General features: G+C 58.5%; 10 protein-coding genes and 2 pseudogenes. 6 read left to right on the forward strand and 6 right to left on the reverse strand.

The window, feature by feature from the left end; translation table 11 throughout:
- Both IVA92_RS08365 and istB read left to right on the forward strand, forming a co-directional pair.
- A pseudogene (locus tag IVA92_RS08365) lies at positions 1 to 432 on the forward strand (IS21 family transposase); the annotation flags it as partial.
- A gap of 8 nt (positions 433 to 440) precedes the next feature.
- A pseudogene (istB, locus tag IVA92_RS08370) lies at positions 441 to 1145 on the forward strand (IS21-like element helper ATPase IstB); the annotation flags it as partial.
- Positions 1146 to 2181: 1036 nt separating this feature from the next.
- Here istB and IVA92_RS08375 read toward each other — a convergent pair.
- Positions 2182 to 3318, reverse strand: a complete 1137-nt coding sequence (locus tag IVA92_RS08375; RefSeq protein ID WP_247278969.1) for an MFS transporter — start codon at positions 3316 to 3318, stop codon at positions 2182 to 2184.
- Positions 3319 to 3420: 102 nt separating this feature from the next.
- Here IVA92_RS08375 and IVA92_RS08380 point away from each other — a divergent pair, with 102 nt between their 5' ends.
- Positions 3421 to 3639 (forward strand): hypothetical protein, encoded by a 219-nt coding sequence (locus IVA92_RS08380; protein WP_247534193.1) that lies wholly within the window; start codon positions 3421 to 3423, stop codon positions 3637 to 3639.
- 815 nt (positions 3640 to 4454) lie between these two features.
- Here IVA92_RS08380 and panC read toward each other — a convergent pair.
- The 4 genes from panC to IVA92_RS08400 form a co-directional block, all read right to left on the reverse strand.
- Complete coding sequence (gene panC / locus IVA92_RS08385) at positions 4455 to 5306, reverse strand: pantoate--beta-alanine ligase (protein ID WP_247278971.1); 852 nt, start codon at positions 5304 to 5306, stop codon at positions 4455 to 4457.
- Positions 5307 to 5320: 14 nt separating this feature from the next.
- Positions 5321 to 6193, reverse strand: coding sequence for a 3-methyl-2-oxobutanoate hydroxymethyltransferase (panB, locus tag IVA92_RS08390; RefSeq protein ID WP_247278972.1), 873 nt, complete (start codon positions 6191 to 6193; stop codon positions 5321 to 5323).
- A gap of 368 nt (positions 6194 to 6561) precedes the next feature.
- A complete protein-coding gene (locus tag IVA92_RS08395; RefSeq protein ID WP_247278973.1) occupies positions 6562 to 6819 on the reverse strand; it encodes a hypothetical protein in 258 nt (85 codons plus the stop codon).
- Positions 6820 to 7477: 658 nt separating this feature from the next.
- Positions 7478 to 7672: a DUF3551 domain-containing protein gene (locus IVA92_RS08400; protein WP_247278974.1), complete on the reverse strand. Its 195-nt coding sequence runs from the start codon at positions 7670 to 7672 to the stop codon at positions 7478 to 7480.
- 906 nt (positions 7673 to 8578) lie between these two features.
- Here IVA92_RS08400 and IVA92_RS08405 point away from each other — a divergent pair.
- From IVA92_RS08405 to IVA92_RS08415, 3 genes are all read left to right on the forward strand, one after another.
- Entirely contained in the window at positions 8579 to 8905 is a 327-nt protein-coding gene (locus tag IVA92_RS08405) for a Dabb family protein (RefSeq protein WP_247279004.1), read from the forward strand.
- A gap of 96 nt (positions 8906 to 9001) precedes the next feature.
- Complete coding sequence (pabB, locus tag IVA92_RS08410) at positions 9002 to 10516, forward strand: aminodeoxychorismate synthase component I (protein ID WP_247278975.1); 1515 nt, start codon at positions 9002 to 9004, stop codon at positions 10514 to 10516.
- The gene (locus tag IVA92_RS08415) at positions 10398 to 10973 is read left to right on the forward strand and encodes an aminodeoxychorismate/anthranilate synthase component II (protein WP_247279005.1); all 576 of its coding nucleotides are present in this window, start codon (positions 10398 to 10400) and stop codon (positions 10971 to 10973) included. The genes pabB and IVA92_RS08415 overlap by 119 nt, the downstream gene beginning before the upstream one ends.
- Before the next feature lie 168 nt (positions 10974 to 11141).
- Here IVA92_RS08415 and IVA92_RS08420 read toward each other — a convergent pair whose 3' ends face one another.
- The gene (locus IVA92_RS08420; RefSeq protein ID WP_247278976.1) at positions 11142 to 11366 is read right to left on the reverse strand and encodes a hypothetical protein; all 225 of its coding nucleotides are present in this window, start codon (positions 11364 to 11366) and stop codon (positions 11142 to 11144) included.
- Positions 11367 to 11968 lie beyond the last annotated feature (602 nt).

The following is an 11968-nucleotide window of genomic DNA, read 5'->3' on the forward strand; positions in this document are numbered from 1 at the left end:
GTGATCCGTCAGGATGGACGCATCGTTGCCGAGCACCCGCGATCCTTTGGCCGCGGCGATACCGTCTACGACCCCTGGCATTATGTGCCGGTGCTCGCCTGCAAACCCGGCGCGTTGCGCAATGGTGCTCCCTTCAAAGACTGGGTGCTCCCGGCCGCCCTCGAGCGGATCCGGCGCAAGCTGGCCAGCACCGACGATGGCAATCGGCAGATGGTCGACATCCTCAACGCGGTACTGACTGACGGTCTGCCCGCGGTGGAAGCGGCCTGTGCCGAAGCGCTCAGTCACAGCGTCCATTCCGCCGATGTCGTGCTCAATATCCTGGCCCGTCAACGTGAACCCGCCCCACCGGCCAACATCATGACGCCGGCCGCACTGACGCTCCGCCATGCGCCGATCGCCGATTGTGCCCGCTACGACAACCTCCGGAGGACCATCTGATGGAACGAACCCAAATCTTCGACCTCATGGGCGAGCTCAAGCTCTACGGCATGAAGGCTGCCTTCGACGAGATCATGGCAACTGCCGTCAAGCGCCAGCACGAACCTCAGCGCATTGTCGGCGACCTGCTCAACGCCGAGATCAACGAGAAGCAAGCCAGGTCGATCAAATACCAGCTCACCATTGCCAAGCTGCCGCTTGCCAAGGACATCGCCGACTTCCAGTTCGACGGCACGCCGATCAATCAGACTCTCGTCAATGACCTCGCCGGCGGCGGCTTCATCGCCCAACAACGCAACGTCGTGCTGGTTGGCGGCACTGGCACCGGCAAAACCCACCTGGCCATTGCCATCGCCAGAAGCTGCATCCGATCCGGTGCCCGAGGCCGCTTCTTCAACGTAGTCGACCTCGTCAATCGCCTCGAGACCGAGACCCGCAATGGACGGCAAGGACGACTCGCCGAGCATCTGACCCGCATGGACTTCATCGTGCTGGATGAACTCGGCTATTTGCCCTTCGCCCAGTCCGGTGGCCAGCTTCTCTTCCACCTCGTCAGCCGGCTCTATGAGCGCGCCTCCGTCATCGTGACCACCAATCTCGCCTTCGGCGAATGGCCGAGCGTGTTCGGCGACGCCAAAATGACCACCGCGCTGCTCGACCGATTGACCCATCACTGCGACATTGTCGAGACCGGCAACGATAGCTGCGGTTCAAGAGCCGAGACGACGATCACGCCACCCGCGCTCGTCTCGTCTCCGCTATCCCGGCCAGCTCCGACGAGACGAGCGCTACCAGCAAAACCCGCCGCACGAAGGGGTCAAAATTGGACGCCGATGAGGGGTCAAATTTGCAGGCCGATTGACAAATCGTCGCCGCAATGTCCGGCTGTACCTCGTCACGGTCTAGGCTCGACTAGTGGCCAGACACACGTCCGCCTTGCGAGGAGCGGTTCATCTGCAGGGTTTGCAATAAGCGCGGCACCATCCTAAGGGAACGAAGTGACCCAACCATGCCCATGAGAACGCGTACGGACTAAGAACTGCAACTCATCTCCACATCGTGTACGCGTCTGTAGCGCATCACTGCGCGCTCAGTAGCTAACCTGGTTCCGGCCATCATTGAGCTTTCCATCGGGTGCTGACTTCGAGACTCTTCCAAGCGATATCGCTACTAAGGCCGATCTCGTGGTTTCTCATCTGTCGCAGACGTTATCGAGCACCGCCCGCACCCGCGGCGTTGTCTTGGCTTCGAACGTCGGGCGAGTCCCGAGAAAGAATGGATGTCAAATCGACTAGGCTTGCAGAATTCGAAAGGTTAAGGCCACCGCACAAACCTGTCCATGGGCTGCGAGATACCAGATACCGGTGTTTCCAAGTCCCTTAGGCATCAACGCCTGCTCGGCGAACATCCGCTTTGCGCAATCGGGTTGAAAACTCGAGCTTGCGAACAGCCGAAAGCGCGCATTCACTCAGGTATAGAAGCCTGGGACGAAACAGCAAGCGCAACAAGCGACCCATCGTAGGCATGAAGGCAGATCTCTGGAAGAGCGCGGACCACCAGTCGCCGGGCCTCAAGCACTTCCCGAGAAGCGCACCGCTTTGGGACCAGCAAAAAGTAGCCGATCATCGGCGCCAGGCAGATATCAGCTAGCCAACTCCTGCCGTCTGCTCGATCAGAGACAAGCCACGATCGAAGCTTCTCTTGCGCACCAGGTGCCGCTCTGTCACGTTTCAAACGCATTCACCGTGTGTTCGCCGTCACGATGGGCGCCAAGAGCAGGACGAGGCACATGAGCCCGGCTAGGACCCCAAATGCGGTCGGCAGTCCCACGTACGTGGCCAGTAACCCCATACCAGCCGGTCCAATGAGAATTCCGGCATAGCCAACCGTCATGATCGCGGCAATCGCCGGACCAACGGGCATCGCCTCCTGCGTGCCGGCGCGCCGGAACAGAATCGGGGCGACATTCGATAGGCCAAGACCAATGAGCAGCAAGCCGGCCATGGCGATGATGGCTACCGGTGCGGCCAGCAGAGCTCCGAAACCGGCCAAGGCCAGTAGACTTCCGAACATAAGTGTCGCGCGGTCCCCCGCGCGTTCGACGACGGCGTCGCCAGCAAGGCGTCCCACCGTCATGGCTATGGAGAACAGTACATACGCTAAGCCGCCCTGCGTCTTTGGAGCAAGACCAGCGCCGACGACCAACAAGGCAGCCCAATCGAGCATCGCGCCTTCGATAAGGAAGGCGATCGCCGCAATCGCGGCTAGAAGGAGCACGATGGAACGCGGCAGAACGAACGACGGTCCCTGATCCGCCTGCGCCGTTGGCACCAATCGCGGCCACGCCAGCATGATCGCTATCACTATCAATCCCGAGCAGACCACAGTCGAAACAAATGCATCAATCTGCAGCGAGAGAAAAGCGGTCATGGCTGCAGACCCCACAAGTCCCCCGATGCTGAATTGAGCGTGGAAGCTGGACATCAGCGGGCACTCCGCCGTGCGCTCGACCTCGATCGCATGAATGTTCGCGGCCACGCTAATCGAGCCTATCGAGGCGCCTAAGGCGAATAGCGCGACGCCGAGCGCCAACTTGCTAGCTATCGTGAGGCACGGCAGGACGATCGCGAGACTAAGCCCACCCACAAGAATGATCAGCCTGACGCCGTAGCGGGCGCTCAAAACACCGGTCAGAAGCATCGCGATGATGGATCCAGCACCCAGGCAAAGCAGTAGCAGGCCAAGCACGCCGTCATCGACCGCCAGCCGGTCTTTTGCAAATGGTACGAGCGGGGCCCAGACCCCGAAGCCGACCCCGGGAACGAAGAATGCAAGACACGTTGCTAACCGAGAGGATGGTTGACCAGCAGACGCCATGACAGGGACCTTATTGATAGACGACCCGCGGGCGCTGTACCGGCGGCGGACTCCCGAGCGACAGAGAGTGCGCAGGTTCGGCGGTCGAGAGGACATCGTTTGTTGGCGCAATCCGCCATGCCGGACGTTCAGCGCGTGCTATCGGATCGCGTCGATCGTCACTCTTCTAGTTCGATCCGCGACGACATCTTTGATAGCAAATACGATGCCACCGCGAAAACGCACGTGACGTCCCGATCCGAACTCGATGCGATCGGGCAACTGTGCCGGCTAGGCATGGAGCGTTGGGGGCTCTCAACAAGCTTGTTACTTGCTGATTGATGAGCGCGGTCGCGCACTGAAGGAGCACGAACCACCCGAGTGCGCCTCGAGACTGCGCCGTGGCGCCCTTCAGCGCGCCAACGCGGCCTCGCCTCCCGTAGTCATATCCGCGACAAATCAATATGGCTCAGTCGCAAAGCTGACAACAAGATGAAATTCCATCTGCCGATCGCAATCGGTCTCAATGCGAGGCGATGGGTTTGCAACCCGGTTACTCTGGGCTTGCGTAGCCTGCCAAAACGTTGTGGCAACCGACAGCGCGGTGTAGACGCCGACATAAACACTTTGATCATGGAAGGCACGCAGCTTATGTGCCTCCTAGACTCATGGTCTTCGTCAACGCCCCCGTCACGGCTCGCCATTGACGACTCCAACAAAGAAGCCCACGGCGTCGCGTATCTTCGGCCGACGCTCCACCAATCATCAAATGCCGAATCATGGTCGCCCATAGAGTCAGAACCACCCCGAATTGCGACTGTAGTGCTAGACACGGTCGCCAAATGCATCGAACTCCGTCCGGATCGCCTGTCCGGTGTTCGGTTACGCGCATATTCCCTCCTTCAAGAAGCAGCAGTGCAAGATCGGCGAATACGCCCTGCCCCAGAAGTCGTGCGTCATTTTCAGTCGGAATTGATTGCGGAAGCCCTGGTGACGCGGGCTACGTGCGCATTAGTTTCGACCACTTCGCCCTCCCCCGCCGACAAATCTTGCCGCGGCGAAGCGCGAGGGGCGGCTGCGTCGGAACTCCCAGACACCGACGACGCGGGCGAAACGGATAAAAAGAAAACGGTTTATCGATTTGGTTCTGAATTGCGCTACAGAGTTGGCAACGCGAGCAGTACGTTGTCGATCAGCCGGGTCGAACCGACGTAGGCTGCGGCACAGAGCGCCGCCGGAAGCCGCAGCGGACTCGCGGCGCGCTTGAGCGTATCACCATCGACAAGTTCAAGGTATTGCAGCCGATCAACTGTCTCAAGATGCCGCTCGGCGATCGCAATCAGCTTGTCCACCTCGCGCACTCCTGAGCGGAACTCATCCGCCGCGGCGAACAGCCCACGACTGATGGCAACGGCTCGTCGACGTTCTTCCTCGCTGAGATACCGATTGCGACTGCTCATCGCGAGCCCGTCCGGTTCCCGAACGGTTGGCACGGTGACGATCTCGATGGGAAGATTGAGATCAGTTGCCATGCGACGCACGACCGCGCATTGCTGAAAATCCTTTTGCCCGAAAAACACGACGTCCGGATGCACCATGTTGAACAGCTTGCATACGACGGTTGCGACGCCGCGAAAATGCCCACGCCTGAAAGCCCCGCATAGTGGCTTAGCCAATTCGCCCGGCTCGACGAAGGTCTCGAATTGAGCCGGGTAGACTTCCTGTGCACCCGGCGCGAAGACAATCGCAACACCGGCATCGCGGCACAGTTTTTCATCGCGCAGGAAATCGCGAGGATAGCTGCTGAGATCCTCGTTTGGTCCGAACTGAGTCGGATTGACGAAGATGCTAACGACGGTGACGTCGCATTGCGCTCGGCTCGCCTTGACCAGGGCCAAATGGCCATCGTGCAAATAGCCCATTGTCGGCACGAGCCCGACGCGTTTGCCCGCGCTGCAAGCCTTCGCGAGCTCACGACGAAGCTCAGCGACCGTCGTAATCGTCTGCATCGTAGCACCTTACATCAGGTTGGGTTGGGAGGAGCCCAGTTTGCGATGATGTTACCCAGGCTTTCAGGAAGCCGATAGGACTCTTGCGGCGCCGGGAACGCTCCACTGCGGACATCGGTAGCCCAGCGCGACAGCGCGTCCTGCAACAGCTGAAAACCATCTGCATAGGCGCGAACAAATTTGGGCCGATGACCTTCGGTCAGCCCTAGCACGTCATGGAATACGAGCACTTGGCCCGAGCACCCGGGACCCGCGCCGATTCCAATAGTTGGTATCGACAGCGATTCGGTCGCTCGCTGGGCCAGCTCGGCCGGAATGCCTTCAAGCACCAACGCGAAGCATCCGGCCTCCTGCAGACGGTGAGCGTCATCAAGCAGCCGCAAAGCGTCATCGGCTTTTCGGCCCTGCACCTTGAATCCCCCCATGATATTGACGCTCTGCGGGGTGAGGCCGAGATGGCCCATGACGGGAATTTCGCAATCGACCAGGGCACGCACGATTTCCACGCGCTTGGCTCCGCCCTCGAGTTTCACTGCATCTGCGCCTCGCTGCAGGAATCCTCCGGCGTTGCGTATCGTCTCCTCCGGACTGAGGTGAAAGCTAAGAAACGGCATATCGGCCACGAGCAGGGCACGGGGCCTTGTGCGCGCAACAGCTTCGAGATGATGGTTCATCATCGCCATGCTGACTGGCAACGTGTTGTCGAAACCGAGGCAGACATTGCCAACACTGTCGCCGACAAGAATGATGTCGACGATGGGGTCAGCGATGCCTGCCGTAACCGCATCATAGGCGGTGGTCATGGCGACATGCCGCCGCTCCTGCTTCCATCGCTGCAGGATTGGAATCGTGATCCGCTCAACTGACACTTCCGAAGCGTGGCTCATTTTCGATCCGTTCCGTCAGATGGCCTCAGGTCGATTTCGCAGCTCAAGCGATACTGATTTGATCTCACCTGTGTCGCCTACGATTTTGAAGCCACCGCCCTCACGAAGTCCCCGCGTCACCGAATATGCTAGCCGAACGGTAATCCGATTCTTGCGACCGAAGCCGTTGAGCCCGCGGGACCACTCTTTTTTTATGGCGGACGAATGAAAACTGTCAACCGTGAAACGGAAACATACGTCTCCAAAGTAGCAGGCGCGTGCATAAAAAATCCAATGGTCGCGCGACCATCAAGCAAGAACTCCCCAGATTGAAATTGTCATTTGGAAGCGCCTTGCGTCACGCTGGGCGTCAGGACGCGCCGATGGGATCATTCTGACGCAATTTGCGTGCGGCATTGTCTTAACCGCATCTCGTGCGTGTCGGACTGGCTGGCTTTGCCACTGAGGCAATACTCTACCGGAGCAAGTTCGTTTCCGAGCCTCATCAAGTTCAACTGCAGCCAGAGGATCTGTTGCCGCTCGCACCTGCTGCGCTGAATCAACGCTCCGGCATACTTCCCCATACGGAGCTGATAGAAATTGCGTACCATGCCCTGCTCCAATCCCTTCTCCAGGATACTCGGCATTTTCCAGCTCCCGAAACAGGCCTCGCGCTCACCCTCTGTTGTAGCGGCATATCGCGATCGGTTGGTTCGATGAACACCTGCCTGTCGGCCGAAAATTGCGTCTGCGCGTAATTCCGCGATGAAATTCTTCAAACGAGCTCGGAGTGACCGCCCCGCCTTCGTCAGATGCAAGCATGGGAGTGCTTTCCAGCGCAGCAGACCGTGAAAGCTATGCAGACGCGCGTCTGCCCGCTAATTCGATGGCGTGTGGATAACCCGGGCGTACAGACTTGTCAGGCGAGCCGCTTAGAGGCGTCGCTGACCTGAGGCGCCGGTGCGCTTGCCGTCCGCTTGCTGCTCAATTCGCAGCAGCCATGGCAGCCCAAGCGTCAGGCCATCGAAGAGTCGACGGTTTGACACGGCCAGCCAAGTCATGCGATGCAAAAGGGCTAAGCGGGGTTAAGGCGCAGTATTGCGGTCGTAATCTAAGCGGCGGCTGCCATTGCGGGGTCAGCAGCTTCTGCTGCACACGTTCAAAGACCACTACTATTCGTCGAAGACACGATTTTTCGTAACAACACCCCGCATTCCCCTTGTGCGTCTTTTCGTGGCGTCTTGTACTGGTTGTCAGCGCGATCGTTCTACCCGCCGCGCTAATGCGTAGGTCAGGTCGATACCGCTAGGCGTCCGTGCCCGATGCAGTGGCCATGCACTGACAAAATGACGAGAACTGGCAGTTGCCAGGATACCCCCAGATACGGTCTTTGCAGACAATGAGCGTCCTGCCAAGCGGGTCGCAGGACGTACACTCGCAGGCGAGACAAAGCCAACTAGCATGGGAAGTGCTAGCAGCGACAAACAGCAGATTGCGCATGACTTGCCTCCGCTAGGCTTTGCTTAAGGAAAGACCATCGAATTACATCTATTGATGTTGATCAAGCAAATGGCAGCCGCGCTTCCCTGGGCGATCGCATCCACCGAAGTACTAGCGCGTTGGGCTTTCACGCGCACGCAAGCGACGCGGTTCAAGTGAAGGCAGTCTAAGAGTGCTCGATCAGAACCGCGACACCCAGGCGGCCATTTTGCCAAAACTTCGGCGAAGGCGGAGCAGCATTTCAGCGACTTTCCGGAAGGGAGCGCAGCCTTCCGGTGCGATGCAGCTGCGCGCTGAAAGCGCCTCCAGGCAAGATGTGCACGAGGTACTACCTTTCTTCGTTGCTTCGCGACGAGCAGCGCCGAAACGATAAGCTCCTCCCAGGCGCCCTGTATGGCTGAGACTATCGCCACGTTCCGCGATGAAAGAGTTTCACGATCGATCTCTCTGCGGTGATCAGCCGAAGAGCGGATTCAACCTTGAAGTCACGCGTCGATGTCAACCCAGGGGCTGGCGGCGGCCTTCCCCCTTCTGTTTTATGACCCAGCCTGTATTCAACGAAAGAGCGCATTTTGCTGCAGTTCTTATGCGGCGATCCTGCAAGTGAGACCGTTTCATGCACGAGATCCGCGCGAAGCTAATGACCGGAAGCATCTACTGAAAGTTGTCCTGGCGACTGATGATCAGGCGGTTCCTTACTTCGATGCAGAAATTCGTCTCAGAGATTGTCTACCTTGCGTAATAGCGGAGGAAGAATCGAGCTAAACACCCACCAGAGCGATCGCGCAGGGAGCTGCCGTGCAGTGGCATCTGAGCGGCTGCCCGAGCCTTGCAGACTTTGCGATGAGGCTTCTGTCGCTTTGGGCGAAGTCAAACCGCAATGTTCGCGATTACCGACGGTCATCTATGATTCGACATATCGTATTCTTCACCGCAAAAGATAAGGCGCATGTCGACAAAATAGTCGACGGCCTTTCCGTTCTCGCCAAGATCCCGCACGCACGCCGGCTTGAGGTCGCTCGCAACCGCAAGAGTGACCGGCTTGGCAACGACATTGACGTGATCGTCTACGGTGAATTCGACGACGAAGTCGAACTCGAAGCCTATAAAGCGCACGAGCTTTATCAGGAGTCGATCCGGCAGGTCAGACCGCTCCGAGAGCTACGTCTCGCGGCCGATTACAGCATGTCAACAGATGCGGAGCCATTTGGCAGGCCCTACCCGCGGGCGTAATTAACCTGGCAGGCACGTAGGGGTTTTTGGGTGCCGTGAGGCTCGCCTTCCCCGGGCGGAATTACAATCAGCCATGTATCGCTGAGCGACAGACTAATGCATGTATTGGAACTGCAGTGGATTGAGCCCGTCACAGCCATGCGACGCCTCTCGCATCGGAGGCACCTCACGTTCCTGGATAGCGCATCGAGACACGCGGTGCTCGGGCAGTACTCGTATGTGACGTGCGATCCCTTCAGCACTTATATAATCGCGGACGGGAGAGGTATTTGCAACGGAGAGTCCATTGTGGGCGATCCGTGGGCGGCACTTCGCGCCATGCTAGCCAAGTATCCGCAAATGCATCGCGCCGATCTCCCGGCATTCCAGGGCGGCGCCGCCGGCTTTTTCGGATACGAGCTGAACAGGACGCTGGAGCGATTGCCGGTGCCGAGCATCGGGGGGCATCGCTTGCCTCAGGCCCTCCTACATCTTTACGACGTCGTGATAAGCTTCGATCACCGCCATGACAGATGCTGGGTCCTTTCTACCGGGTGGCCGGAGCAGGATCCGGTTCGCCGGCGTGAGAGAGCTCGCCGAAGAGCCGAAGAGTTTGTTGCGCTGATTACAGTCTCAGCCCCCCCTCCTGATTTTACATCAGGCCAGGCCGGCTCATGGCATTCAAACTTCAGTCGCCAGGGATACATCGCGGCGGTACAACGCGTGATTGATCTCATTCTGTCGGGTGACGCCTTCCAGGTCAACATTGCGCAGCGCTTCAGCGCTCGCCTGGCGAACTCGTTCGATCCGATAGCCTTCTATTGTCAGCTGCGGAAAATGAATCCGGCTCCCTTTGCCGCCCTTCTTCGGTATGGCAAGCTCACCATTGCATCGAGCTCGCCCGAGCGTTTCCTAAAGCTTGACGGGCGACAGGTCGAAACGCGACCTATCAAGGGGACGGTGGCGCGTTCTGCTGATTGCGAAGAAGACCGGCGTCGCGCTGAGGCGCTGGTAGATTCGGAGAAAGACCGCGCCGAGAACACCATGATCGTCGACCTCCTGCGCAATGATCTCTCGCGCGTTTGCACGCCTGAATCAGTCCACGTCCCGTCCTTATGCAATCTCGAGTCCTATGCCTCGGTGCACCATCTCGTGTCCGTCGTTACGGGTGAGCTAACACACGGAGAGGATGCCGTGGGCCTACTTAGGGCCTGCTTTCCTGGCGGCTCAGTTACCGGAGCTCCCAAGGTTCGCTCGATGGAAATTATCCTGGATATCGAGCGTGTGGCGCGAGAGGTGTATTGCGGGGCCATAGGCTACATAGGTTTCAATGGACATATGGATGTAAATATTGCCATTCGCACCGTAACGATCGACGACGGCCAGGCCGTCTTCCATGCAGGTGCCGGGATAACGGCAATGTCCGATCCGGCCGCCGAATATGAGGAGAGCCTTGCAAAAGCAGAGCGCATTTTTCGCGCATTCATTGCTGAAGACTCCGGTGCGCATCTTGATTGTCATTGTCGACAACTACGACTCTTTCGTCTTCAACATTGCGCGATATTTCCGCAAGCTTGGTGCAGCAACATGTGTCGTCCGGAACGACGCGATGGATGTGAGCGAACTTGCTGACCTCAGGCCCCGCGCGGTTGTCATCTCCCCCGGTCCGTGCACTCCAATTGAGGCTGGAATATCGACAGCCGTCGTTCGTGAACTTTCGGGTCAGGTGCCAATTCTCGGCATTTGTCTTGGACACCAGTGCATTGGGACCGTGTTCGGCGCACGCGTAACGCGCGCACGTCGTCCTATGCACGGTCGGCCCTCGTATGTCACACATGAAGGCGGCGGGCTGTTCAAAGAACTACCGTCTCCACTTTGTGTGGCGCGCTACCATTCGCTTATCGTCGAATTGGATCCGTCATCTGCCCGTCACATCACGGTAACAGCACTCTCGGATGATGGGGAGGTCATGGCCCTCGCCCATCGCGATCAACCAACATATGGCGTGCAGTTCCATCCGGAGTCGATACTCACCCCACAAGGGGACGTGCTGTTCGCAAACTTCCTACGGCTTGCAGGGCTTTCTTAAGGCGGCCGTAGAGGACTGGTGCAGCCATAGCGTGGCGGCGGCCGCCGTCAGGATCCGGCCCGATGGGCCTCGATTTTTTTCTGGTTGCGTTCCAGGCGCGACCATCGCTCACCACCCCCGGGCGCGACCGTCGAAGACCAGCGGGACCTCCTGGGACGGGAAAGTCACTCACCGCCGACATCCCGGGCGCGGCGTATCCTGCTCCTGACGGGCATTACCGAGCAGCCGCTCGCCGTCCGGCTGGCTGCTCTCCTGTCGAACCACGGTCACGTCCCGCAATCCAAACACGGCGTCTGCCTGCGTGACCTGCGGGAGGTCGTCCGTGAAAGGATCAAGGGCGCGCACGACGGACGCTGGAGCAAGGCCGACCTGCTCGCAGAGCTCATTCGGCATGGCGGCTCGCTGGCGCGCTGGCGCCGCACCGCGACATTTACGTCCGGCCGAGATCCTTCGACGCGATCAAGCAACAGCTCGAAAAAGACCATGCCGTCGTCATCGCCATCCCTGCGAATTCGTCAAGTGAGGGCAGCGTCCATTTCAAGGACTCGTTTACCGAGTGGAAGTCTGTCTTCCTAGCGCCTCGTTTCGATTTGAGGCGGAATGCCGGCCGGCGAAGCCACCGCGTTCGAGGTTGATATCGCTCGGTTGCGTTTGGTCACGTTCGGTTTTCGGCCAACGGGGGCCCAAACGGACGAGAATTTCTGCAAAAACCTATTGTTATCACCAAGCTTCATGATTTTTGCCAAATAAGTAACTTTGTCAACTGATCAGGAAAATCGCGGGTTTTAACCCGTTTTCATGCCGTTTAGGCCAATTTTGGCTTCCTTATCCTTTCTTAGACCCCTTTTCCGGCCGGCGCCAACTGCGGGCCAAATTTTATTACTTTGAGGTATTTAGGTAGCGAAAATTGGGTTCTCCAGGCACCAAGAATTTGGTCGGGTTTTCGGCAAACGACTCGTCGATGAAGCTTTGGGAGAGCTCGATCCTCAGGTCAT

The organism is Bradyrhizobium sp. 154 (genome assembly GCF_023073875.1).
GTDB lineage: Bacteria > Pseudomonadota > Alphaproteobacteria > Rhizobiales > Xanthobacteraceae > Bradyrhizobium.